At 61.3% G+C, this 24701-nt stretch carries 24 protein-coding genes; 15 read left to right on the forward strand and 9 right to left on the reverse strand.

The features are described from left to right. Positions 1–59: 59 nt before the first annotated feature. The 4 genes from efp to ACE3O2_RS07065 all read right to left on the reverse strand — a co-directional run bounded on the left by efp (position 60) and on the right by ACE3O2_RS07065 (position 3326). Positions 60–620, reverse strand: coding sequence for an elongation factor P (gene efp / locus ACE3O2_RS07050; protein WP_168875605.1), 561 nt, complete (start codon positions 618–620; stop codon positions 60–62). Between the two features lie 64 nt (positions 621–684). After that, positions 685–1821: an elongation factor P maturation arginine rhamnosyltransferase EarP gene (gene earP, locus ACE3O2_RS07055; protein ID WP_374336050.1), complete on the reverse strand. Its 1137-nt coding sequence runs from the start codon at positions 1819–1821 to the stop codon at positions 685–687. Between the two features lie 62 nt (positions 1822–1883). After that, entirely contained in the window at positions 1884–2840 is a 957-nt protein-coding gene (locus ACE3O2_RS07060) for an SPFH domain-containing protein (RefSeq protein WP_374336674.1), read from the reverse strand. A gap of 54 nt (positions 2841–2894) precedes the next feature. Then, positions 2895–3326 (reverse strand): NfeD family protein, encoded by a 432-nt coding sequence (locus ACE3O2_RS07065; RefSeq protein WP_374336052.1) that lies wholly within the window; start codon positions 3324–3326, stop codon positions 2895–2897. A 139-nt stretch (positions 3327–3465) separates the two neighbouring features. On the opposite strand from ACE3O2_RS07065, the gene fliW reads away from it, so the two are divergent. From fliW to tilS, 3 genes are all read left to right on the forward strand, one after another. Further along, positions 3466–3885, forward strand: a complete 420-nt coding sequence (gene fliW, locus ACE3O2_RS07070; RefSeq protein WP_374336055.1) for a flagellar assembly protein FliW — start codon at positions 3466–3468, stop codon at positions 3883–3885. A gap of 138 nt (positions 3886–4023) precedes the next feature. Then, positions 4024–4989 (forward strand): acetyl-CoA carboxylase carboxyltransferase subunit alpha, encoded by a 966-nt coding sequence (locus ACE3O2_RS07075; RefSeq protein ID WP_168875601.1) that lies wholly within the window; start codon positions 4024–4026, stop codon positions 4987–4989. A 66-nt stretch (positions 4990–5055) separates the two neighbouring features. After that, complete coding sequence (gene tilS / locus ACE3O2_RS07080; protein ID WP_374336057.1) at positions 5056–6381, forward strand: tRNA lysidine(34) synthetase TilS; 1326 nt, start codon at positions 5056–5058, stop codon at positions 6379–6381. 20 nt (positions 6382–6401) lie between these two features. On the opposite strand, the gene ACE3O2_RS07085 is transcribed toward tilS, so the two are convergent. Then, on the reverse strand, positions 6402–7196 hold the full coding sequence (locus tag ACE3O2_RS07085; protein ID WP_374336059.1) for an SPOR domain-containing protein: 795 nt from the start codon (positions 7194–7196) through the stop codon (positions 6402–6404). Continuing rightward, complete coding sequence (locus ACE3O2_RS07090) at positions 7193–9985, reverse strand: EAL domain-containing protein (protein WP_374336061.1); 2793 nt, start codon at positions 9983–9985, stop codon at positions 7193–7195. Before ACE3O2_RS07090 ends, ACE3O2_RS07085 begins: the two co-directional genes overlap by 4 nt. A gap of 97 nt (positions 9986–10082) precedes the next feature. Between ACE3O2_RS07090 and rlmB the strand changes: the two genes are divergently transcribed. After that, positions 10083–10838 (forward strand): 23S rRNA (guanosine(2251)-2'-O)-methyltransferase RlmB, encoded by a 756-nt coding sequence (rlmB, locus tag ACE3O2_RS07095; RefSeq protein WP_374336063.1) that lies wholly within the window; start codon positions 10083–10085, stop codon positions 10836–10838. An 82-nt stretch (positions 10839–10920) separates the two neighbouring features. Beyond that, positions 10921–12789 carry a LysM peptidoglycan-binding domain-containing protein gene (locus tag ACE3O2_RS07100; RefSeq protein ID WP_374336065.1) on the forward strand — a complete coding sequence of 623 codons (1869 nt, stop codon included), beginning with the start codon at positions 10921–10923 and terminating at the stop codon, positions 12787–12789. A gap of 18 nt (positions 12790–12807) precedes the next feature. Here ACE3O2_RS07100 and ACE3O2_RS07105 read toward each other — a convergent pair whose 3' ends face one another. Then, on the reverse strand, positions 12808–13461 hold the full coding sequence (locus tag ACE3O2_RS07105; protein ID WP_168875595.1) for a TetR family transcriptional regulator: 654 nt from the start codon (positions 13459–13461) through the stop codon (positions 12808–12810). 192 nt (positions 13462–13653) lie between these two features. On the opposite strand from ACE3O2_RS07105, the gene ACE3O2_RS07110 reads away from it, so the two are divergent. The 5 genes from ACE3O2_RS07110 (at position 13654) to ACE3O2_RS07130 (ending at position 19809) form a co-directional block, all read left to right on the forward strand. Beyond that, positions 13654–14061 carry a MerR family DNA-binding transcriptional regulator gene (locus ACE3O2_RS07110; RefSeq protein WP_168875594.1) on the forward strand — a complete coding sequence of 136 codons (408 nt, stop codon included), beginning with the start codon at positions 13654–13656 and terminating at the stop codon, positions 14059–14061. Positions 14062–14097: 36 nt separating this feature from the next. Then, on the forward strand, positions 14098–15255 hold the full coding sequence (locus tag ACE3O2_RS07115; protein ID WP_374336067.1) for an isovaleryl-CoA dehydrogenase: 1158 nt from the start codon (positions 14098–14100) through the stop codon (positions 15253–15255). Between the two features lie 106 nt (positions 15256–15361). Then, the gene (locus tag ACE3O2_RS07120; RefSeq protein WP_374336069.1) at positions 15362–16969 is read left to right on the forward strand and encodes a carboxyl transferase domain-containing protein; all 1608 of its coding nucleotides are present in this window, start codon (positions 15362–15364) and stop codon (positions 16967–16969) included. Between the two features lie 20 nt (positions 16970–16989). Next, the gene (locus ACE3O2_RS07125) at positions 16990–17781 is read left to right on the forward strand and encodes an enoyl-CoA hydratase/isomerase family protein (RefSeq protein WP_374336071.1); all 792 of its coding nucleotides are present in this window, start codon (positions 16990–16992) and stop codon (positions 17779–17781) included. 27 nt (positions 17782–17808) lie between these two features. Next, complete coding sequence (locus ACE3O2_RS07130; RefSeq protein WP_374336073.1) at positions 17809–19809, forward strand: biotin carboxylase N-terminal domain-containing protein; 2001 nt, start codon at positions 17809–17811, stop codon at positions 19807–19809. A gap of 163 nt (positions 19810–19972) precedes the next feature. Here ACE3O2_RS07130 and ACE3O2_RS07135 read toward each other — a convergent pair whose 3' ends face one another. After that, positions 19973–20926, reverse strand: coding sequence for an ornithine cyclodeaminase family protein (locus ACE3O2_RS07135; RefSeq protein ID WP_374336075.1), 954 nt, complete (start codon positions 20924–20926; stop codon positions 19973–19975). Positions 20927–21054: 128 nt separating this feature from the next. Here ACE3O2_RS07135 and ACE3O2_RS07140 point away from each other — a divergent pair, with 128 nt between their 5' ends. The 5 genes from ACE3O2_RS07140 (at position 21055) to ACE3O2_RS07160 (ending at position 24212) form a co-directional block, all read left to right on the forward strand. Beyond that, on the forward strand, positions 21055–22065 hold the full coding sequence (locus ACE3O2_RS07140; protein WP_374336077.1) for a proline racemase family protein: 1011 nt from the start codon (positions 21055–21057) through the stop codon (positions 22063–22065). Positions 22066–22090: 25 nt separating this feature from the next. Beyond that, positions 22091–22369: a Dabb family protein gene (locus tag ACE3O2_RS07145; protein ID WP_374336079.1), complete on the forward strand. Its 279-nt coding sequence runs from the start codon at positions 22091–22093 to the stop codon at positions 22367–22369. Between the two features lie 100 nt (positions 22370–22469). Continuing rightward, positions 22470–22802 carry a DUF2802 domain-containing protein gene (locus ACE3O2_RS07150; protein WP_374336081.1) on the forward strand — a complete coding sequence of 111 codons (333 nt, stop codon included), beginning with the start codon at positions 22470–22472 and terminating at the stop codon, positions 22800–22802. Positions 22803–22822: 20 nt separating this feature from the next. Then, entirely contained in the window at positions 22823–23869 is a 1047-nt protein-coding gene (locus ACE3O2_RS07155) for a flagellar hook-length control protein FliK (RefSeq protein ID WP_374336083.1), read from the forward strand. Beyond that, entirely contained in the window at positions 23859–24212 is a 354-nt protein-coding gene (locus ACE3O2_RS07160; RefSeq protein ID WP_374336085.1) for an EscU/YscU/HrcU family type III secretion system export apparatus switch protein, read from the forward strand. The genes ACE3O2_RS07155 and ACE3O2_RS07160 overlap by 11 nt, the downstream gene beginning before the upstream one ends. A gap of 1 nt (position 24213) precedes the next feature. Here the strand turns inward: ACE3O2_RS07160 and ACE3O2_RS07165 are convergent, their stop codons facing one another. After that, positions 24214–24609 (reverse strand): response regulator, encoded by a 396-nt coding sequence (locus tag ACE3O2_RS07165; RefSeq protein WP_374336087.1) that lies wholly within the window; start codon positions 24607–24609, stop codon positions 24214–24216. Positions 24610–24701 lie beyond the last annotated feature (92 nt).

Raw genomic sequence — 24701 nt, forward strand, 5'->3', positions numbered from 1 at the left:
TGCACAACAAAAAAGCCCCTTGCGTGCAAGGGGCTTTTTTGTTGCGTGCGGTCTGAGAATCAGGCGCGGCGCTTGAATTCACCGGTGCGGGAATCGATTTCGATCTTTTCACCGATTTCGATGAAGGCAGCCACTTGCAGCTCGAAGCCGCTGGCCAGACGCGCAGCCTTCATCACCTTGCCGGAGGTGTCGCCACGGGCGACCGGCTCGGTGTAAGCCACTTCGCGCACGATGGTGGTCGGCAGTTCAACCGAAATGGCCTTGCCATCGTAGAACACCACTTCGCACTGGTCTTCCATGCCGTCTTCCAGGAAGTTCAGCACGTCACCCAGGTTGTCCTTTTCCACTTCGTACTGGTTGTACTCGGCGTCCATGAACACATACATCGGGTCGGCAAAGTAGGAGTAGGTGCATTCACGCTTTTCCAGCACCACCACGTCGAATTTTTCATCGGCCTTGTAAACGGCTTCCGAAGCAGCGCCGGTCAGCAGGTTCTTCATCTTCATCTTCACGACCGAGGCGTTACGGCCGGACTTGGAGAATTCGGTTTTTTGCACGACCATCGGGTCGCTGCCAACCATGAACACGTTGCCAGAGCGGAGTTCCTGAGCGGTTTTCATCGTTACGTCCTGTACAGTTTGACCAAGGCGCAATCCGGAAAACGCTGCGCCAAAACAGCTTATTCTAACGTGTTTTGGCCCATTCGACCAGATTGTCTGCCAGCGAGGGCTGCTGCGCCTGTTGCTGCTGCCATTGGCGGGCGTGTTGCTGCCAGCGGGGCCATTGCGCCATGAGGGCGGACCAGCTGTCCGCCAGTGGACCCAAGCCGTTCCATGCATGCCACAGCTGGCGTAGCGGAGTGGCCAGTGTCTTGTCCGCAGAGCTCAGATAGCCATCGAGGAAGGCCTCCAGCTTGGGCACATGGGCGTCCTCCGCCTGAGGGTAGATGTGCCACACCATGGCTTGTGCGGCCCATTGGGCCCGCACGAAGGAATCTTCGCCGCGAACAAAGTTCAGGTCACAGCAGGCCAGCTGTTGATCGTAGTGGCGGGGTGACAGAAAGGGCAGGGCGTGTACGGTCAACGCACCCCGGCTGCCGCTGCGGCCAACAGGCAGCTCGGACCACTGCAAGGCTTTCAGCAGATCAGGGACGACCCGACCCGGCGGCATCAGGCAATGAATGGGCACCGGACTGTGCTGCCAGGCCTGCAGCAACTCGGTCAGGCAGGGGTTCTCGTAGGCAAACAGTGAGACACACAAGGCTGCTTCCGGAATCGCCAGCCCCAATGACTGCCAGAACAGCGTACGCTGCTGGCGATCTGCTGTCACTTGGGCCAGTAGCCCATCTTCGCGTAACAGGCCGCCGGTACCCGGTACAAAGCCAGGGAAGAAAAAATATTTGCGGAGGGGCAGACGAGGGTGGGGCGAGGGCAGCAGGTGACAGCCCGGCACCCAGTCCTCCGCACTCAGGTACTCCAGATTCAGCCATAGTGGCTTCATGGCTTGCCGGGCCATGGCCGTGAGAAAGGCCTCCGGCGGGTTGCAGGCGAAGGCTTCGATGACCACCTCGCCGGGCTGGATGTGTTCGAGGGACATGTCCGGCAGCCAGTGCACGATCTCAATGCCCTCAACCCATTGCTGTGCTTGTGTCGGGTCCACGCTCGGGCAGAGCTGGCGGAACACGGTCAGATCATCCACCCACAGCCGTACGGGTAGCTGATACTCGTGCTGCAGCTGACGCGCCAGTCGCCAGCAGACACCAATGTCACCAAAGTTGTCGATGACGGCGCAGAACAGGTCCCAGTGTCGGGGTAGGGTCATGCATGCTCCAGAATGCAAACAGGCCATGCGAGGCATGGCCTGTGGTAACGCTGTTGTTCCGTTCAGCCTTGGGTGCTGGTCCCGCTGTTCTTGACCACTTGCATGGCGCTGCTGACCAGGCTGCTGACATCCGACAGATTGCTCGGCACGATCAGGGTGTTGCCGGTCTTGGCCAGCTTGGCAAACGCCTCGACATATTGTTCGGCCACTTTCAGGTTGACGGCTTCCAGCCCGCCCGGCTGCTTGATGGTTTGCGCCACCATATGAATAGCCTCGGCGGTCGCACGCGCCACCAGCCGAATGGCTTCAGATTCGCCTTGCGCCTTGTTGATGGCGGCCTGCTTTTCCCCTTCCGACTGGTTGATCGCCGCCTGCATGTCGCCCTCTGAGCGCTGGATGGCGGCTTCACGTTCACCCGTGGCGATATTGACCTGCTCCTGCTTGCGGCCTTCGGAGGCAGCAATCAGCGCACGCTTTTCGCGCTCGGCGGTGATCTGCGCCTGCATGGCGTGCAGGATGTCCTTGGGCGGCGTCAAATCCTTGATTTCATAACGCAGCACCTTCACCCCCCAGTTGACGGCCGCCTCATCCAGCGCCATCACCACGGTGTGGTTGATCTCGTCGCGTTCCTCAAAGGTCTTGTCCAGTTCCATTTTGCCCACCACCGAGCGCAAGGTGGTCTGCGCCAGTTGGGTAATGGCCAGGATGTAATCACTGGTGCCGTAGGAGGCCAGCTTGGGGTCAGTAACCTGAAAATACAGAATGCCATCCACCTGCAGCTGGGTATTGTCCTTGGTAATGCAAATCTGGCTGGGGACATCCAGCGGAATTTCTTTCAGGCTATGCTTGTAGGCCACCCGGTCAATCATCGGCAACACCACGTTGAGGCCAGGTTCCAGCACCGCGCGAAAGCGGCCCAGCCGCTCCACGATCAGCGCGCTTTGCTGTGGCACCACGCGGATCGACATGAATACCAGAATGACGGCGACCACCAACAGGATCAGGGCAACGTTCTGCATATACAACTCCAGCAGGTTCGACAGGGAAGACACGATGATCTCCTCGGATGAGAATCAGGCTTGCTGCACCGGCTGATCGCTGATGATCAGCACATTTTGACGCATGGCATGAATATACAGCGGCATCCCTTCGGCGGCCGGCGCATTCAGCCACTCGGCCTGCCACACCGTACCCCGGTAGCGAACTTGCAAACGGTCTTGTGGGCTTGAGATGCGCTCCACCTGTTGACCAATGTCCAGACTGGGCGAGGCGGCTGCCAGACCGGTATCGGCTTTGCGTCGCTGCCACAACAGCAGCACCCCCAGCAGGCTGCCGATGCTGGCCGCCAGCAGCTGGATGACCGGGCCTTGACCGAGCCAGGCCGCAGCCGCAGCCAGCAGCGTGCCAACACCGATGATCAGCAGATAGAACGTGCCAGTCAGCAATTCCAGACCGACCAGCACCAGTCCGCAAATCAGCCAGAAGCTCACAGGGGAGAAATGCATGTGGGGTCCTTGAATTGAAAACACTGCACGGTGTACCGGCGCTATGCTATGCCACCCCCGTCGCTTTGCCAAGCGCTGGTACTTTCTGGCTTGGGGCGCTATGCTGGGAGAATACACAAACACACAACAGGAGCACCGCATGCAAGTGATGACCGAATGGTTTGGCCCCCTGGATGTGGACCCGGAAACCGTGCTGACCTTTCCTGCCGGGCTGCCGGGGCTGGAGCAGTGTACCCGCTTCAAGCTGCTGTATGACGAAGGCAGTGCCCAGCCACAGGTGCGCTGGCTGCAATCGCTGGACCAGCCCGAGATCACCTTCAGCGTGGTCGATCCCTCTCTGTTCGGGGTGAGCTATGAGCTGACCTTGACGGATGAAGAATGCGTCTTGCTGGATTGCCAGCAAGCCGAGCAGATTACCATTCTCATGTTGCTGGGCCGGAATCCGGAAACGCGAGCGGTAGAGCCGAAAGTCAAATACCCGATCTTGCTCAATCTGGAGAAGCGGCGCGGCTATCAAAAACCGGCAACACGTTGTGAACTGGTGTTCAAAAATATTTGAAGCGCCATTTGGCGGATGTTGGCTGCTTTTTGACGAAGTTACATGAGCGCTGGTGCAAACAGTCTGGATTGATGGTTTGGTGAATTGACCCGGACGGTAGTATGATAGGCGCCGTTTTTCCAGTGGAATCCGAACCGGATGAAAACCACCTTTCTTGAGTTCGAGCAACCAATTGCCGAACTGGAAGCCAAAATTGAAGAGCTGCGCTATGTGCAGGATGATTCTGCCGTAGACATCTCGGAAGAGATCGAGCGGCTGCAGAAGAAAAGTCAGGAATTGACCAAGAGCATCTACAGCAAGCTGACGGCAGTGCAGATTTCGCAGGTGGCACGCCATCCGCAGCGCCCGCAGTTGCTGGACTATGTGGCGGGCCTGTTTACCGACTTTCAGGAACTGCATGGCGACCGTGCGTTTGCCGATGACAAGGCGATTGTTGGTGGCATGGCGCGCTTCAATGGTCAGACGGTGATGGTGATTGGTCACCAGAAGGGGCGCGACTCGAAAGAGAAGGTGTTGCGTAACTTCGGCATGCCGAAACCGGAAGGCTATCGCAAGGCGCTGCGGCTGATGAAGCTGGCCGAGAAATTTGGCATCCCGGTGCTGACCTTTGTTGATACCATGGGTGCTTATCCCGGGATCGGCGCGGAAGAGCGTGGCCAGTCTGAGGCGATTGGCCGCAATCTGTTTGAAATGGCCCGTCTGCGCGTGCCGGTGGTCTGCACGGTGATTGGTGAGGGTGGTTCCGGTGGCGCATTGGCCATTGCGGTGGGGGATGTCACCCTGATGCTGCAATATGCCACCTATTCGGTGATTTCGCCGGAAGGGTGTGCATCCATTCTGTGGAAAACCGCCGAGCGTGCGCCGGATGCTGCTGAGGCGCTGGGTATTACCGCCAGCCGTCTGAAGACCCTGGGCCTGATCGACAAGGTGGTCAATGAACCTGTTGGTGGTGCACACCGTGACCCGCGCGCCATGACCGCTTCGCTGAAGAAAGCCTTGCAGGAAGCACTGAAAGGCTTGCAGACCCTGCCGGTGGATACCCTGCTGGATCAGCGTTACGATCGGCTGATGGCTTACGGCAAGTTCAAGGAAGAGGCCGCCTGATCGTGAGGCTGCCCCGGCTGGATCAAACGGCGTCGCAAGACGCCGTTTTGTTTTGGAGGCCTGCATATGCAAGCAAGTCCCTATCACGCGCTGGATGAAGCGTTATCCCATCTGGCGGAGCCGCCACGCCAGCTGTGGGTGGCTTTGTCGGGCGGACTGGACTCGGTGTGCCTGCTGCATGCCGCACAGCATTGGGCCAATGCGCATGCCGTACCGCTGGCCGCCTGTCATGTCCACCATGGTCTGCAGGCCGTGGCAGAGGAGTGGGTGGTGTTCTGTGAGCGGCTGTGTAGCCGCTGGCAGATTCCCCTGACCGTGCAGCGTTGTCAGGTGGTGCGGAAAGGAGGAGAGAGTCTGGAGGCGGTGGCGCGGCGTCATCGCTATCAGGCCTTGTACCAGACTGCTGAGGACGTGCTGCTGTTGGCCCAGCATCAGGATGACCAGATGGAAACCCTGTTCATGCAGCTGCTGCGCGGGGCGGGGCCTGAGGGTCTGCAAGGCATGGCCAGCGAGCAGGCGGTGGGTACGTTGCGTCAATTGCGTCCCTGGCTGGCACTGCCGCGTCAAACGCTGGAGACGTATGCTCAGCAGCATCAGCTGCCATGGGTGGAGGACCCGAGCAATCAGGATACCCGCTTTGACCGCAATTTCTGGCGGCAGCAGCTGCTGCCGCAACTGGCTCAGCGCTATCCCGCCTACCGGCAGACCTTGACCCGCAGCCAATGGGTACAACAGGATGCGGCGGCCTGCCTTGCCGAGCTGGCTGAGCAGGACAGGGTAACGGTGGCTGAGGGCGAGGGTCTGTCGGTTGCCGCCTTGCTGACCTTGCCCGCACACCGGCAGCGTAACCTGCTGCGCCATCAGCTGTGTGTGCGGCATCAGCAGCGCCCGCCTTCCTGGCGCTGGCTGGAGGCGCTGCGTGAAGCCTTGCAGGCGGTGCGGCCAGATGCCCTCTTGCAAGTCTCGCTGCCAGGCGCGGCGGGCAGCGTGCGGGTGTATCGCGGTGTGCTGTACTGGGTGGCCGACTTTACCCCGCCGTGTGAAGCGTACGACTGGGTGGTGCAGTACGGTGACACCGCCTTGCCCGGCTGGGGAGGCCGGGTGCAGGTGCGCGCCACCGAGCAGGGTGGCTGGCCAGTGGCCTGGCTGGGGCAGACCCTGCGCATTGCACCGAGGCAGGGTGGGGAAGTGCTGAAGCGGCACGCCAAACAGCCTCGCCAGACCTTGGTCAAGCTATGGCAGGCGGCAGGAGTGCCGCCCTGGCAGCGGGAGCGGACGCCGCTGTTTCATGCGGAAGGTCACTTGGTGTGGGTGCCGGGACTCGGCCATGATCACACGCTGCAGGGGGCGGCTGATATGCCTGGCCTGGAGGTGGTGTGGCGGCCAGACTGAGGCTACTGGTCTGGCCGGATTTACTCGCCCCCGCCCACCACGATAGGCTGTACACCCAGCGCGCGTAGCTGGGCGACAGCCGCCTTGGCGCTGGCTTTGTCCTTGAAGGGGCCCAGTACCACCCGGCTTTCCAGATGGGCCGCCACCCCGTTTTCCTGCAAGCGTCGCAACAAGGCCGTGGCGTTGTCCGGGTGGCTGAACAGCCCCAGCTGCACCTGATATTGGCCCTCGGCGGCTCCGGTCACTTTGACGGGGAGCGGGAGGGCTTGAGGGGTGGGTGGGGCGGCAGGTGGGGTTGCCGGTTGGGCGGGGCTGACAGAGGGGGCTGCCTGCGGCTTCACTGTAGCCTTGGGCTGGCTGGTTGGAGCGGTTGCCGTGCCGGGAGCCTGGCTTGGCTTGGGCGGTGTTGCCACGGGTGCCGCTTGTGGTTTGACGGGCGGTGCCGTTGTTGTCGCTGGCGCGGTGGCAACCGGTGGCAGGCCGGTATGGTTGAGGACAACCGGCGGTTGCGGTTTGGGGGCAACGGACGCCGCTACCGGTGCACTGGCAGTCTGCGCTTGACTGGCCGCCGACACGGGTTCGCTGGCGGCGGAGGCGGGCAGGGTGGTGCTGGCTGCGGGGGCTGGCTGGCTGGCCACCGGCGCTTCCACCGCCAGCGAGGCGACGGTTGGCGCGGAGGCCAGTAACTCACGCCGCTGGCTTTCTTTCAGCCGGGACAGGGCATTGAGCACAACAATGGCGACCAGAATCAGGGCAATGCCGATCAACAGGCGCCGTATGGCTTGCTGACGTACCTCGGTGCTGGGGGCGTTCATGCAGGGTGTGCTCCTGAGCGGACGGGGGAAGAGGGTAGCGAGGCTGCCCGGCTGGCTGCGCCAAACCAGTAGCCCTGGGCAATATCGCAGCCATGTTCATTCAGAAAGGCCAGTTGCTGCTGGTTTTCCACGCCTTCTGCAATCACGGTCATGCCCAGCAGTTTGCCCAGCTGAATGATGGTGGTGGCAATGGCGCGGTCACTGCTGGAATCCGCCAGACCCGTGATGAAGGCCCGGTCGATTTTCAGCGTCTGGATCGGAAACAGCTTGAGGTTGGCCAGTGATGAGTAGCCGGTGCCAAAATCGTCAATTGCCAGCCGCACCCCCAGGCGACGCAGGTCAGCCATGATGCGGCGGGCTTCGTCGGGCTGCTGCATGATCATCCCCTCGGTGATCTCCAGCTCCAGGCAGCCCGGATCAATACCGCTGTCCTGTATGGCGGCCTGTACGGTAGGCAGCAGCGAGCCATGGTTGAACTGGCGGGGGGAGAGATTGACCGATAGCCGCAATCCCTGTCTGCCTTCCTGATGCCATTGCTTCAACTGCAGGCAGGATTGCTGCAATAACCAGGCCCCCAGACTGACAATCAGGCCGGTTTCCTCGGCCAGCGGAATGAAGCGGGAGGGCGGAACCTGGCCCAGTTCCGGGTGCTGCCAGCGCAGCAGCGCTTCGACGCCGACCATGTGCTGATCCTGCAGGCGCACCTGGGGCTGATAGTGCAGCTCCAGCTGCTCATGAGCCATGGCCTGACGCAGGCTATGCTCAATCATCAGAAACTCGAAGGCGCGGGTATTCATCTCCGGTGCAAAGAACTGGTAGGTGTTCTTGCCCGCCTCTTTGGCACGATACATGGCGAGGTCTGCATTTTTGAGCAGGGTATGACCGTCCGAGCCATCATGCGGAAACAGGCTGATGCCGATGCTGCAGCCCAGATAGAACTCCCGCCCGAGGATGCTGAACGGCTGGGCCATGGCCTGCAGGAAGCGCTCGGCCCATTGCGCGGCAACCGGGATCTCGTGACAGCGCTCCAGCAGTACCACGAACTCATCCCCGCCAATACGGGCGAGCAAGGCTTGCTGGCCGATGACTTCTGCCAGGCGATGGGTGGCGGCCTGCAGCAATTGGTCGCCCGCATCATGGCCCAGACTGTCGTTCACGATCTTGAAGCGGTCCAGGTCAATAAAGAACAGCGCGAGGGATTCTTCATGCAGACGGGCCGCCTGCATCGCATGCTGTAGCGTCTCATGCAGCAGCGTGCGGTTGGGTAGTCCGGTCAGCGGGTCGTGGTTGGCCAGATAGTGCAGGCGAGTTTCCGCCTCCTTGCGGGCGGTGATGTCGGAAAATACCGCAACATGATGGCTGAGCTGACCATGTTCATCATGTACCGCACTGATGCTGAGCCACACCGGGTAAGTATGGCCCTGCCGGTGTTTGTCCTGGATGTCACCTTGCCAGTAGCCATGCTGCTGCAGTTGCTGCAGGGCATCCTCGCCAAGACCACCGACGGCCCGGTTGCGGCTGAAGATACGCGAACGCTTGCCGATGGCCTGTTGCTCGGTGTAGCCGGTGACACGACTGAAAGCGTCATTGACGGCGGTGATGCGCCCTTCGGCATCCGTGATGACAATGCCCTCGCTGGCATTCTCAAATACTTTGGCGGTCAGGCGCAATTGCTCCAGTGCCCGGTTCTTTTCCGTCATGTCCAGCAGGATACCGATCACGGCTGGCCGACCCCGATGGCTGAAACGTACCGACTGGGCCAGCGCATCCAGTGCATTGCCCTGTTTGTTGTGACAACGGAACTGGGTATATCCTGGCTCGTCGCCCCGCAGGCGGCTTTCAATCACACGCTGCAGACGTCGCCCTTCCTCGGCAGGCAGGAAGGGTAATTGATCCAGTGGAACCAGTAGCTCCGGAGCACTGTAACCCGTCATGCTGATCATTTGCTCGTTCAGGTAAACCAGCTGTCCGTCCTGCACAATGAAGATGCCCAGCAAAGGCAGGTTGGCCAAGGCCTGGAATTTGCTCTCGGTTTCCTTCAGAGCCTGCTCGGCCGCTTTGCGCTCGGTGATGTCGACTGAGCTGCACGCCAGCCCGGCCCAGTGTCCGCTGTCGTCCTGGAACGGGGCCTTGATCGCCAGAAAGGTTCGGGCTTCGCCGTCAATGTGTATGGTTTCTTCTACGGTGAGGCTCTCCCCCCGACTCAGGGCCAGCTGGTCATTATGGCGAATCAGGGCGGCCTCATCCGGCGGAAACAGTGACTCCAGGGTTTTTCCGGCCAGGCCATCCGGCTGACCCAGCAGCCGGTTATAGCTCTCGCTGGCCAGCAGGTAGCGGCTGTTCACGTCCTTGATGTATAGCAGCGCAGGGGCGTGACGAATCAGGTTCTCCAGCAAATCCTGCTGGGACAGACGTACTTTCTCGGATCGCTGGTGGCGTTGCCGCCAGATACGGGCCTGGAGTGACAGCGCGCCACAGCAGCTCAAGGTGACCAAGGCCAGCAAGGCATCCTGAATGCTCTGCTGAGGTTGGCGCATCAAGGCCAGCAGGCTGGCCGCCATGCCAAGGCTGGTGGCGATGAGGATCTGACGCTTGCCACCGCGCCGAATCCCCCACAGTAACCACGGCAAAATCAATAGCAGCAGCAGATATTGTGAGGCGGCTTCTCCCAGTGGGTGCAGCCCGATCACAATGGCCAGCAGCAGGCCCAGACCGATCGGGGCCAAAGCCGGGGCAAGCCGGTGGAGCTTCATGCAGGAAGGTGGGGGCAGGACGCGGGCATACGACATTATAGGCTGGATGAGGGGGGCCGTGCCATGGCAGGCTGACGTGCGGGCCCGGCTCTGATACCCTGTCAGGCTTGAATCTGTGCATCAGGTATTTCGCATGTCCTCTTCCTATCTCTACGGCTTGCACGCGGTCACCGCTGCGCTGCGCCAGTCCCGTCACCGGTTTTTCGAGCTGTACTGCCTGGAAGGGCGGGCGGACCCACGCATGGCCACGGTGTTGGCATTGGCCGAGCAGCAGAATATTCCGCTGCGGCGGGTCAGTCTGGCGCAATTGCAGGACAAGGTGGGCGATGTGCGTCATCAGGGGGTGGTGGCGCGCGTGGAGCGTACTGCGTTGGCCAAGCATCTGGACGATGTGCTGGCAGAGTTGAAGGAGCCGCCGCTGTTGCTGGTGCTGGATGGCGTGCAAGACCCGCACAACCTGGGGGCGTGCCTGCGTACTGCGGACGGCATGGGCGTGCATGCCGTGATTGCGCCCAAGGACCGCGCGGTGGGATTGAATGCGACCGCTGCGAAAGTGGCCTGTGGTGCGGCGGAAACCGTACCGTACCTGACGGTGACCAATCTGGCGCGCACCTTGCGCGAGATCAAGCAGGAAGGCATCTGGCTGGCCGGTACCGCGGGTGAAGCGGATACCGATCTGTTCCAGTTCCATCATGAAGGTGGCTTGGCCTGGGTGCTGGGCAATGAGGGGCAGGGCTTGCGTCGCCTGACGCGTGAGCTGTGCGACGAACTGGTCAGTATTCCGATGTTCGGGCAAGTGGAAAGCTTCAATGTCTCGGTCGCCACCGGCATGGTGCTGGCAGAATCCCGGCGGCAACGGGTGATGGCTGAATCCGTCCGTCCAGGTTGATTGACCGTTCATCCTTGACGCTGCAGACAGGGGGCAGTACCATCCGCTCATTCCTGAAATATGCCAATGGGCAGGCCACTGCATGATCAAACGACTCCTGCTTTCCTCGCTCACCCTGTGTGCCGCAACCTCCAGCCCGCTCGTGCTGGCCGAAGAGCAGTCAGTCCCTGATTCGCAGCCACCTGCCCCGGTTGAAGTCCGTACTTCCCCCCTGACCAGCCGTGCGCCCGTCAACCCGCTGAACGATGTCCTGCAGGATGACCTGTGGGCACGCATTCGTGCGGGTTTCCAGATGACGCCGCTGGACCACCAGATGGTGCGTGATCAGGAAAACTGGATTCTCAAACACCCGGACTATTTGCGCCGGGTGACCGAGCGTGGCAGCCGCTACCTCTACCATATTGTCACCGAGCTGGAAAAGCGTGGCATGCCCACCGAGCTTGCCTTGCTGCCAATCGTGGAGAGCGCGTTTGTGCCGGATGCCTATTCCCGCGCGCATGCCTCTGGTTTGTGGCAATTCATTCCCTCCACCGGCAAGACCTATGGTCTGGAGCAGACTTGGTGGTATGACGGTCGCCGCGATGTGGTGGCAGCCACGGATGCTGCCATCAATTATTTCGATTACCTCTACAGCATGTTTGGTGACTGGAATCTGGTGCTGGCTTCTTACAACTGGGGCGAGGGTTCCGTACAGCGGGCGGTACAGAAGAACCGCCTCAAAGGGCTGGAGACCGATTTCGTCAGCCTGCACATGCCGAACGAAACCCGCTCCTATGTGCCGAAGTTGATGGCACTGAAGAATATTGTCAGCAATCCGGAAGCTTACGGCATCAGCCTGACCCCGATTCCGAATCGTCCCTATTTTGTCACGGTGGCGCCGAATCGTCACATTGACACCGCGCTGGCTGCGCAGCTGGCGGATATGAGTGTGGCGGATTTCGCCAAGCTGAATCCGGCCTATACCCGCCCGGTGGTGGCGAGCAAGGATAATCGCCGCATCCTGCTGCCGGTGGACAAGGCAGACTCGTTCCTCACCCGCCTCTCCAGCTACGACAAGCCCACACTGACCTGGCAGGCGTATGCCTCGCAGCGGGGAGAGAGCCTGAGCGACGTGGCAGACCGCTATGGCATCTCACTGGATGAATTGAAGCGGCTGAACCGCCTGAATACCCGTGCCCGTGTCGCATCGGGCGAGATCCTGCTGGTGCCGCTGAAGGCTTCGGAAGATCACCCGATTCTGGCTGCTGGCGAGGCCAAGGTGGCCGAGCCTGCACCCGTGGTGGTGCGGCGTGGCAGCAAGATCGCCAGCGCGAGCAAGCCTGCCAGCAAGCCTGCTCCAGTGACAGTCGTGGCGACGGCCCCTGCTGAGCCGGTTGTGCCGGAGCGGACCGCAGAGACTCCTGCTGCAGTCAGCCCGGCACCGGTGACGACAGGACTGCAAACCGCATCGTTTACCGTTCAGGCCAATCCACGGCCGGCGCCAGTGGTGGCAGTGGAAACGCCTGCCTCCAGCAGCAAGCCGGAGCCGGTGACATTGAAGCTGGCCGAGACCGTGAGCCAGCCGGAAGGCAAGGCTGCGACAGCGACCCATCACAAAGTAGTCACCGGTGATACCGCGTTCAGCATTGCCCGCCGCTATGGGCTGACGACCCAACAGCTGCTGAGCTACAACCAGCTGAAAAGCCCGGCCTTGCATGCAGGCCAAGTGCTGAACCTGGTGGAGCCGCAGGGAAGCAGCAAGCAGGCCAAGGCTGAACCGGAGAGCCGTCACGGCAAGAAGGGGAGCGAAGAGGCTCGCCCCACGATTTATACCGTGAAAAAGGGTGACACCTTGTACAGCATCGCCCGGCAATACAAGGTGGCGCAGGTGAACCTGAAAAAATGGAATGCCAACCTGCGCCGCTTGCAGCCGGGTGATCAGATCAAACTGGTGCTGTCCAGCAAGGGCTGAGTCGAGGGGCCGGTTGGTTTACCGGCTCAGGGTGTAGCCGCGGCACAGCGCCAGCAGGCTGCGGCGCGCTTCGGCCTGGAAGTCCAGTAGCAGGGCTTGCAGGTCCAGCAACTCCAGCAGGTCGCGCAGCGCTTTGGGCGGGTGTGCATTCTGCCACAAGCCCATCAGCAGGCTATAGATGGCCATCAGCAGGTGATAGCCCTCATCCTTGGGCAAATCTGCCAGATGCTGATCCAGCAAGCGTCCACAGGTCACCAGTTTTTCCGCCAGCATGCGCTTGAAACGAGCGGCAGCGGGTGAGCCAACGTTTTGTTCCAGTACGCTGGAGACGATACAGGCCATCGGCAGGAAGGCCGGGTGTTCCAGTTGATAGGCCAGGATCCACTCAGACAGCTCGTCTGCTGTGATTCGCTGGGTTTGCGCCAAATAGGCTTCCAGCGCTTGTAACTGTGCGGTGAAGTGTTCCTCCACCAGGGTCAGGTAAATTTCCTCACGGGATTCAAAGTAGAGATAGACCGTCCCTTTGGCCAGTTTTGAGGCCAGGGCAATGTCGTCCACCCTGGGTAACAAGTTGCCGCCTTGAAACAATTGCAATGCTGCGTCCAGGATCGAGCGTCGACGTTCATGTTTGGATTCGGCGTCTCGTGCGCGTTTGAAAGGTTTGCTAGCCATAGTGCCCCATTTTTAATGCCTGATCGTATCGGGTGATTCATTTTTTTGTGCTTTTCTTCGTTTTAGCAGCAGTCCGGGTATTTGGCAGCAGCCGTTCGGCGGTTGCGACAATTGTTTGCAAAGATCGGGTCTTGATTGACGTTTACGTAAACGTAATTTATAGTGAATCGAACTTTTCAAACAGGTGCAGTCATGAGTCATGCCGACCTCGCCTCTGCCAACAAGCGCAGTTACACCATCACCGATCTGGCACGTGAATTTGACGTCACTACCCGAGCCATCCGCTTCTATGAAGATGAGGGCCTGCTGCTGCCCGAACGGGTAGGGCGCAACCGGGTGTATGGCAGCCGGGAGCGGGTGCGGCTGATGCTGATCCTGCGTGGCAAGCGGCTGGGATTTTCGCTGGGTGAGGTCAAAGAGCTGTTTGACATCTATGACTCCTCGCGTGATGAAACCTCGCAACTGCAGCAGTACCTGAAGATACTGAACCAGCGCCGTGCACTGCTGGAACAACAGCGGCAGGATATTGAAGCGGTGCTGAAGGAAATCGACACCTTTGAGCGCCAGTGTCAGCGCATTCTGGAAGAAAAGGGCGACTGAGCCCTTAGTCTCCTCTCTGCCTACAAGGAAAACAGCATGTCTTTCGACGTTCAACTGAGCCCCGAACTGGATGAATTGCGTGATGCGGTACGGCGTTTTGCCGAGGTGGAAATTGCCCCGCGCGCAGAAGCCATTGACCGCGACAATGCCTTCCCAATGGACCTGTGGCGCAAAATGGGCGACATGGGGCTGCTGGGGCTGACCATTCCGGAAGCCTACGGCGGCATGGGTATGGGCTATCTGGCGCACTGCGTGGTGATGGAAGAGCTGTCGCGTGCGTCGGCCTCGGTGGCGCTCTCGTACGGGGCGCACTCCAATCTGTGCGTCAACAACATCTACCTGAACGGTAATGAAGCGCAGCGCCAGCACTACCTGCCCAAGTTGATCAGTGGTGAGCATGTGGGCGCGCTGGCGATGTCTGAGCCGGGTGCTGGCTCGGATGTGGTCGGCTCGATGAGCTGCCGCGCCGTGCAGGAGGGTGACAGCTGGATCGCCAATGGCAACAAGATGTGGATTACCAACGGGCCGGATGCCGATGTGCTGCTGGTCTACATGCGCACGGCGGGCAAGGAAAACGGCTCGCGCACCATGACGGCGTTCATCATCGAGAAAGGTATGGCTGGCTTCAGCACCGCCCAGAAGCTGGACAAACTGGGCATGCGCGGCTCCAACACCTGCGAGCTGGTGTTTGAAAACTGCCGTATTCCGCAGGCCAATGTGGTGGGTGAGGTCAACCAGGGCGTCAAGGTACTGATGCGCGGCCTCGACTACGAGCGCGTGGTGCTGGCCGCCGGCCCGATTGGCATCATGCAGGCCGCGATGGACATTACGCTGCCCTACGTGCGGGAACGCAAGCAGTTCGATGCGCCCATTGGTACTTTTGGTCTGATGCAGGGCAAGGTGGCCGACATGTATGTGGCCCTGCAAAGCTCGCGTGCCTTTGTCTACCGGGTGGCTGCGGCATGTGATGCGGGTCGCTCGCAACGCAAGGATGCCGCGGCGGCCATCCTGTACGCCTCCGAATCGGCGGTGAAGGTGGCGCTGGAAGCCATTCAGGCGCTGGGCGGTAACGGCTATATCAATGAGTTCCCCACCGGGCGTCTGTTGCGTGATGCCAAGCTGTACGACATCGGCGCGGGTACCAATGAGATTCGCCGCATGCTGATTGGCCGCGAGCTGTTTGAAGACAAGTAAGCCGAATGATGATGAGGGGTTTCACTGCGGGCACCGTCACCCTGGCGGGCCGCAGTACCCCGATGTAAGCCGCCACCGGGCGGAACAGGACTGAAGGACACCGTGCATGCCGGTCATCCAGAGCAAGCTTGATACCCGTAGCGAAGCCTTCCAGCGCAATGCGGCCCAGATGCAGGCCTTGGTCGCGCGTCTGCAGCAGGATGTGGCTGCAGTGGCCCAGGGTGGCGGGGAAGAGGCCGCCAGGCGGCATAAGGCCCGTGGCAAGCTGCTGCCACGCGAGCGCATTGAGGTGTTGCTGGATCCGGGCTCACCGTTTCTGGAGCTATCCCAGTTGGCTGCGTGGGACATGTACGATGGCCAGGCACCGGGAGCCGGAGTGGTCACCGGCATTGGCCGGGTAGCGGGGCTGGAATGCATGATCGTGGCCAATGATGCCACCGTCAAAGGTGGCACCTACTACCCGATGACGGTCAAGAAGCACCTGCGCGCGCAGGAGATCGCTGCGCAGAACCATCTGCCGTGCCTGTATCTGGTGGACTCGGGCGGTGCATTCCTGCCCTTGCAGGACGAAGTGTTTCCGGACAAGGAGCACTTCGGCCGCATTTTCTACAATCAGGCCAATATGTCGGCAGCGGGTATTCCGCAAATCGCCGTGGTGATGGGCTCATGTACTGCCGGTGGCGCTTATGTGCCGGCCATGTGTGATGAATCCATCATCGTCCGTAACCAAGGCACCATTTTCCTTGGTGGCCCGCCGCTGGTGCGTGCCGCTACCGGCGAGATTGTGACTGCAGAAGAGCTGGGCGGCGGCGAGGTGCACAGCAAGATCTCGGGCGTGACCGATCACTTGGCACAGGACGACCACCATGCGCTGGCGATTGCCCGCGATGTGGTACGTTTCCTCAATCGGCAAAAGCAGGTCCGTGCGGCCATGCAGCCGGTGCGTGCGCCGCGTTACAGCCAGGAAGAATTGTACGGCGTCATCCCGACCGATACCCGCCAGCCCTTCGACATCCGCGAGGTCATCGCCCGGGTGGTGGATGACTCCGAGCTGCAGGAATTCAAGCCACTGTATGGTACCACCCTGGTGTGTGGTTTTGCCCATATCCACGGTTATCCGGTCGGCATCATCGCCAATAATGGCATCCTGTTCTCAGAGAGTGCGCTCAAGGGTGCGCACTTTGTCGAGCTGTGCAACCAGCGGGGTATTCCCTTGCTGTTCCTGCAAAACATTACCGGTTTCATGGTGGGCAAGAAGTACGAGCAGGGTGGCATTGCCAAGGATGGCGCCAAGCTGGTGACTGCAGTGGCCTGCGCCAAAGTGCCGAAACTGACGGTGATTGTTGGCGGTTCCTTTGGTGCCGGTAACTACGGCATGTGCGGCCGTGCCTACAACCCGCGTTTCCTGTGGATGTGGCCGAATGCCCGTATCTCGGTGATGGGGGGCGAGCAGGCCGCCGGGGTGTTGGCGACCGTCAAGCGCGAGCAGCACGAATCGCGCGGAACGAACTGGTCCGCCGAGGAAGAAGAAGCCTTCAAGCAGCCGATCCGTGATGAGTACGAGGCCAAGGGCCATGCCTGGTATGCCAGTGCGCGCCTGTGGGACGATGGCATCATCGACCCGCAAGATACCCGCATGGTGCTGGGCCTGGCCTTGTCAGCGGTGCAAAACGCGCCAGCGGAGGACACCCGCTACGGGGTGTTCCGGATGTAAACCGCAGCAGGAGAACCACGATGACCCGATTGTTGAAGCTGGAACAGAGCGCCCAAGGGGTAGCCCGCATCATCCTGAACCGGCCTGAAGTCCACAATGCCTTCAATGATGTGCTGATTGAACAGCTGACCCAGACCCTGGAACAGCTGGGACAAGACCCTGCGGTGCGGGTAGTGGTGTTGACCGGTGAAGGCCACAGCTTCTGCGCCGGGGCGGACCTCAACTGGATGCGGGCGATGGCGGGCTACGATGAAGCCACCAACCATGCCGATGCAACCCGGCTGGCGACCCTGATGGATACCCTGGCGAATCTCCCCAAGCCGACCATTGCCCGCGTCAACGGTGCGGCTTATGGCGGTGGTGTCGGCCTGGTGGCGTGTTGCGACATGGCGGTGGCGCTGGAGGGTGCCAGCTTTGCGCTCACAGAAGTCAAACTGGGGCTGGTGCCGGCGGTGATCTCGCCGTATGTGATTACGGCCATTGGCGAGCGGCAGGCCCGGCGCTGGTTCCTCACCGCAGAAGCGATGTCGGCCAGTGTGGCGGAAACCATCGGGCTGGTGCATGAGGTGGCTGCTGAAGACATGCTGGACGATGTGGTGGACGGCTGGGTCCGCGCCATCCTGCGTGCCGGGCCGCAGGCGGTGAGTGCCAGCAAACGGCTGATTGCTCGTATCAGTGCGGACTGCCAGCTGCGCGATGGCCGCCTGATCGACGATACCACCAAGCTGATTGCCCAGCTGCGGGTGTCGGAAGAAGGGCAGGAGGGCCTGTCGGCCTTTCTGGAGAAGCGCAAACCGAAGTGGCAGCTGTAATTACTTGATCGCCAGACGAGGAAAAGCATGTTCCGCAAGATCCTGATTGCCAACCGCGGCGAGATTGCCTGTCGGGTGATCCAGACCTGCCGCCTGCTGGGGGTGCAGACCGTTGCCGTGTATTCGGACGCGGATGCCAACAGCCTGCATGTCGAGCTGGCGGATGAAGCCTGGCGTATTGGCGGGCCACGCCCGGTAGATTCCTATCTGCGGGGCGATGTCATCTTGCAGGTGGCACGGCAAACCGGGGCGGAAGCCATCCATCCAGGCTATGGTTTTCTATCTGAAAATGCAGACTTTGCCCGTGCCTGCCGCGAGGCCGGAGTGGTGTTCATCGGCCCGACCCCGGAGGCGATTGATGCCATGGGTTCCAAGAGTGCGGCCAAGGCCATCATGGAGCGCGCGGGTGTGCCGATTGTGCCCGGCTACCATGGCGAGCAGCAGGACAGTGCCTTCTTGCTGGCAGAGGCACAGCGCATCGGGTTTCCACTGCTGATCAAGGCGATTGCTGGTGGTGGTGGCAAGGGCATGCGCCGGGTGGATAGCGCCGATGAATTTCTGTCCCAGCTGGAAGCCGCACAGCGTGAAGCGCAGAATGCCTTTGGTGACGCCACGGTGTTGCTGGAGCGTTATGTGCTCAACCCGCACCATATCGAATTCCAGGTCTTTGGCGATCAGCATGGGCAGGCGGTACACCTGTTCGAGCGTGAGTGCTCCATTCAGCGTCGCCACCAGAAAATCCTCGAAGAGTCCCCCTCACCCTTGATGACGCCAGAATTGCGGGCGGCGATGGGCGAGGCGGCGGTGAAGGCAGCACTGGCCATTGGCTACGTCGGCGCGGGAACCATTGAGTTCATCGTCGGTGACGACCGCCAGTTCTACTTCATGGAAATGAACACCCGCCTGCAGGTGGAGCACCCGGTTACCGAGCTGGTCAGCGGGCAGGATCTGGTGGCATGGCAGTTGCAGGTGGCAGCGGGCTTACCCTTGCCACGCCAGCAAGCGGAACTGCAGCAGCGAGGGCACGCCATCGAAGTGCGCCTGTACGCCGAAAACCCGGACAATGCCTTCCTGCCGGAAACCGGCACCCTGACCGGCTTGGCGTTTCCACCTGCCAGTGCCCACATGCGGGTGGACAGCGGCGTGCGGGTAGGGGACGCTGTCGGGGTGTTTTACGATCCGATGCTGGCCAAGCTGATTGTCTGGGGTGAGGATAGACCGCAAGCCATCCTGCGCCTGCAACAGATGCTGGCGCAAACGGGTGTCCTGGGGGTGGTGACCAATCTGGACTTCCTCGGCAAGGTTGCTGCACACCCTGCTTTTCTGGCAGGCGATACCGACACCGGTTTTGTAGCGACCCACGCGGCCCAGCTGCATGCCGCCCGGGCGGTACCGGCGCTGGCCTGGCTGGCTGCCAGTGCCCGCGTCTGGCTGGACGAACAACAGGCACGCCAGCAGCAGGCCAGTGCCAGCAACGATCCCAATGCTCCGTGGCATCAGCACGATGGCTGGCGCCTGAATGCCGATCACGCCCGTACCCAGCACTGGCAGCAGGGTGAAGCGATCGTGCAGACCCGTCTGAAGCCGGTGGCGAAGGGCTGGAGCTGCCACACCCCATCCGGTGAGGTGATGGCGGTGTTGCGCATGGCGCTGGAGGGTGACCAGCTGTCGCTGCAGTTGGCGGATCGGCAATGCCGGTTGACGGTACTGCGGCATGGCTCACAGCTGTGTGTGATGCTGCCGGAGGGCGGGTATGCGTTCCAGCTGTTTGATCCGTATGCCGTCAAGCTGAGCGAGGAAGGTGCGGAAGGGGGCCTGACTGCGCCGATGCCGGGCCGGGTGGTACGCATTCTGGCCGAGGTGGGCAGCCCGGTAAAGAAAGGGCAGCCGCTGCTGATTCTGGAAGCCATGAAGATGGAGCACACCATTGTGTCGCCACGTGATGGTGTGCTGGAGTCGGTTCGTTTTGCGGCGGACGCGATTGTGGAAGCGGATGCGCTGCTGTGCGTGGTGAGCGAAGCCGGTTAGACCCTGCAGACAAAAAAAGACCCGGCATAAGCCGGGTCAAGTCCCTGTGAAGAGAGATAGTCACCGCTCCTGTTCCGTATGATCACTACGGGACAAAAACCGCAACACGGTACAGAGCCGGTTCATCGCTTGCCTTGCGCGTACGCAAGACGATCAACAGGCCCTAGAGGGCGGGCGCATGGCCGCTGGCTTGCTGGTAAACCAGAATGGCAGCAGCCAGATCCTCCAGCGCCAGACCCACAGATTTGAACAAGGTGATCTCATGGTCACCCTTGCGGCCCGGGTGCACGCCCCGGCATAGCTCCGCCAGATCGGCCTGAACCTGTTCAGGCTGGATCACCCCTTCCGCCAGCGGGATCGCCAAATCCCCGGCTTCATGCAAAGCGCCGACACGGCTATCAACAAACAGCTGGCTGCGCAGCACGCAGGCGGTATCGGCCTCGCGCCGGTCCGGCGTGTACGCCCCCATCAGGTCCAGATGGCAGCCTGGTTGCAGCCATTCGCCGCGCAGCAGAGGCTCGCGGCTCAAGGTGGCACAGCTGATGATGTCCGCCTCGGCGCAGGCACGTGGCAAGTCACTCACGGCTTGGGCAGTGAAACCCTGCTCAGCCAGTTCGCGTGCCAGTTCGGTGGCCTTGTGTGCGTCACGGCCCCACACCCGCACCCGCTGGATGGGGCGCACGCTGCGGTGGGCTGCGGCCAGCTCATGGGCCAGCCGGCCGGTTCCGACCAGCAGCAAGGTGGCTGCATCCTTGCGCGCCAGATAGCGGGCCGCCAGGGCCGAGGTGGCCACTGTGCGCAAGGCAGTGAGCTCGACACCATCCATCATCGCCAGGGGCTGGCCGGTCAGGGTATCGCTCAGCTGGTATTGTCCGTGGATGGCAGGCAGGCCGCGCGTGCCATTATCGGGGCTGACCATCACCTGCTTGACCCCCAGGAAGCGCTCGGTCCAGGCGGGCATCAACAATAAGACATTCTCGCGCCCATCCGGCAGCGAAACGTGATGGTGGTGACGTAACGGCGCCTGACAGCCTTCTTGAAAGCGGGTGGCCAGTGCCTCAATCAGGGCAGGCATGGGCAAGTACTGGCGGACTTGGGCAGCGGTCAGATGCAGCATATGGGGGAGGGGCTTTCCGGATCGGGTGCAGCAATTGAGTATATTGTATACAATTTTATTGGACTTGCACAACATGTGCCTGACATGATGACATGCGTGCTTTGCTTGCGCATGAAAACGGGCCTGACATGAGTGATTTCCCGCGTATCTCGGTGCTGGACATGCACACCGGCGGCGAGCCGGTTCGCATCATCCGCTCCGGTTTCCCGCTCCCGAAAGGGGGTAGCATTCTCGACAAACGGCGTCAGGTACAGGCGGAGCAGGATCATCTGCGCCGCTTGCTGATGTTTGAACCGCGTGGTCACTATGATATGTACGGTGCCTTGCTGGTTGAGCCTTCACTGCCGGGGGCGGATCTGGCCGTGCTGTTCCTGCATAATGAAGGCTATAGCACCATGTGCGGCCATGCTGTCATCGCCTTGGGTCGTTATGCGGTGGATTACGGGCTGGTGCCGGTCACCGAGCCACTGACCCAGGTCAATATTGAGTGCCCGTGTGGGCTGGTGACTGCCTGGGTGGAGGTGCAGAACGGGCAGAGCGGGCGGGTGTCGTTCGACAGTGTGCCGGCATTCCTGTTCCAGTCTCCGCTGCAGGTGGAGGTGCCCGGCTACGGCATGATCCACTGTGATGTGAGCTATGGTGGCGCGTTCTATGCGCTGACTGAGGCGCGGCAGTTTGGGCTGAACCTGCAGACCGCACGGGTACGGGATATTGTGGATGCGGCCACAGCCTTGTCCGACAGAGTGAAGGCCATCTGCCCGCCGCAACATCCAGAACACCCTGACCTCAGCTTCCTGTATGGCAGCATCCTGACCGATAGCCAGGCCCCGGCCCCTGAGCGCGCCAGCCGCAATGTCTGCGTGTTTGCCGATGCCGAGGTAGACCGCAGCCCGACCGGCTCGGGGGTGACGGCCCGCATGGCGGCCTGGTATCAGCAAGGCAAGGTGGGCTTGAACCAGTCCGCTCGCTTTCAGAGCATTACCGGGGCCTGTTTTGATGCGGAGGTCCGTGGCGAGACCCGCTGTGGTGATCGTACGGCGGTCACCGTTCGTGTCAGCGGTCGGGCATACTACAGCGGAGAGGCGACCTTCTGGCTGGAAGATGGGGATGACATTGGCCGCGGCTTCCTGCTGCGCTGAAAGGGGTGGGATGATACGCCATATCGTGCTGTTTGCTTTTCAAGATGATGCACCGGTGGCAGCCCTGTGTGCGGCGTTTGCGGCTTTGCCGCAGCAGATTGCACTGATCCGCCGTTTTGAGGCGGGTACTAGCGTCAGCACTGAGCAACTGGAGCAGGGCTATACCCATGCTTTTCTGTTGCAGTTTGATCAAGCGGAAGATCTGGCGGCTTACCTGAGTCACCCGGCCCATCTGGCCTTTGTGGAGCAGGTCAAGCCTGCCCTGCGGCAAGTGCTGGTATTTGATCTGGCCGTTGATGGCTGAGGACGTGTCCTTTGGTCAGTCAGGCCCACGGCAGGTTTGACTGTCCCCCGCATTCTGCCTACCATCAGGGTATGGTATCAGTGGGCTGAGGCGGAGCGTAATGGACGGGTTGACAGGGCTTGCAGGCGGCCTTGCACTGCTGGCGTTATTGTCGGCATGGACAGCTGTCTGGCTGTGGCGGCGTAGCCAGCGCATGCTGTTGCGGCTGGAAGCGCTGGAGCATGAGCTGGAGCGCCATCGGCAGCGCCTGGTCACGCTGGAAAGCGAGACGCCTTTACCTGAGCCGACGCCTGTCAGCCAGCAATCTCCCTATGCGCTGGCCATCCAGCTGGCGCACGAAGGCTATGCGCCGGAAGAGCTGGCTTTGCACTGCGGCATCTCGCGTGGCGAGGCCGAGCTGATCATTTCCTTGTACCGAACCCGTGCGCGCTGAGCTGTTGAAAGGGGGCCTTCATGATCGGCAATGATGCGGTGGCTTCCCTGCAGGCGCTGGTCCGTACCTACAACAAGCCGCTGATTGAAGTTCACGATGCCCCGCTGGAGTCGGCCAAGCTGGTGCCTGGGCAACTGGTGCAGGCGCATGTGCTGGCGCAGCTGCCCAATGGGCGTTTTCAGGTGTCGATCCAGAACCAGCTGCTGGACCTGAACTTGCCGCGCAACACCCAGCCAGGTGATGAGCTGGAATTGCAGGTGGTGGAAAGCAAGGGCAAGCTGGTGCTGACCTTTGCCAGTGACCGGGCCACCCCGGCTGCGCCACAGGCAGCGCTGCCGGAAGAGGCACCCTCGGTGCAGCTCTCGGCGTCTGCAAAGCTGGTCAGCAGCTTGTTGGACCCCAATGCTGATAGTCAACCGGCCCTGTTGGCCAACCGTCAGGTACAACCCAGTTTGCTGGAGGGGGAAGCAGCCCGGCTGGATACCCGTGACCTGAGCCGGCAGCTGCACCAGTCGGTCGAGAAAAGCGGGGTGTTCTATGAGTCTCACCAGAAAGAGTGGCTGGCAGGGCAACGCTCCCTGACCGCCTTGCGGCAGGAGCCACAAGCCAGCATGACCCAACAGCTGCCCAATGGAGGGGGCGACAATCCGGCACCGGTCAGCAGTGTGCTGAACCAGACCCATGCGCTGGGCGCACAGGATGGGACTGCCTTGCAGCAGCTGGTGCAGCAGCAGCTGCGGGCGCTGGATGAGCGGCAGCTGCTGTGGCAAGGGCAGGTATGGCCGCAGCAGCCGATGGAGTGGTTAATCCGTGATGAGCGGCAGGGTGGCGGCGGAGGCGAGGACGAAGGGCGCAGCTGGTCTTCCCGCCTGACCTTGAACCTGCCACAGCTGGGGCCGCTGCAAGTCAATGTCCGGCTGGATGCCCAAGGAGTACGTTTGCGATTCCTGACGGATCGTGAGGAGACAGCCAGCCAGATCGAGTCGGCCCAAAGCCGCTTGCTGGAGCAGTTTGACGCCGCCGGGTTGACCCTGACCGAAGCACGGGTAGCGGCGCATGACCGATGACGCGCTGATCCACCCTGAAACGGGCAGCTTGCCGGATGGCAAACAACTGGCGGTGGCTTTGTCCTACCTGGCCGGGGGGCGTAATACGCCGCAGGTGGTCGCCAAAGGAAGGGGGCTGATGGCCCAGGCGATCATTGAGAAGGCCAAGGAAGCCGGGGTGTATGTCCACGAATCACCGGAGCTGGTGTCCTTGCTGATGCAAGTGGATCTGGACCGTGACATTCCGCCCGACCTGTACCGCGCGGTGGCGGAAGTACTGGCCTTTGTCTACATGCTGGAGCATGGCGGCATGCCGGATAGCTTGCCCGAGCTGATCCCCGCAGCGGTACCGCCTGCCGGGTAAATCAATGCAGGGTGGGCGTCGGCTGCTGATGCAGCAGCATCATGTGCCGTGCCCGGTGCAGCAGGTCTTCCTTATTGATGGGTTTGTCTACAAAGTCGATCAGCCCTTGCTGACGGGCCTGCTGGCGTACCGCCACCTCGCGGTGCGGGGTCAGGAGCAGGGTAGGGGCGGGATGCCTGCCAGGGCGGTGGCGGCCCAGCGCCGCCAGGAACGCCAGCCCGTCCAGCTCCGGCATGTGGTAATCCAGTATCAGCAAATCATAGGGGTGTTCCGCGCACCAGTGCAGGGCTGCGCTGGGGTAATCGAACAACTGGCATTGCGTATCGGGTAAAGCCGCCAGATGATGGCCCATCAGCACCAGATTGATGCGGGAATCGTCTACGATCACAATCTGCATGACCGTGCCTTTGCGCTGTTGATCCTGTTTTCATCCTAGGCAGCGAGCCGCGCACCTGCCAGCAAAAAGGGCGGCACAAGGCCGCCCTTTCG

The sequence above is a fragment of the Leeia sp. genome, from assembly GCF_041909055.1.
Lineage (GTDB): Bacteria > Pseudomonadota > Gammaproteobacteria > Burkholderiales > Leeiaceae > Leeia > Leeia aquatica.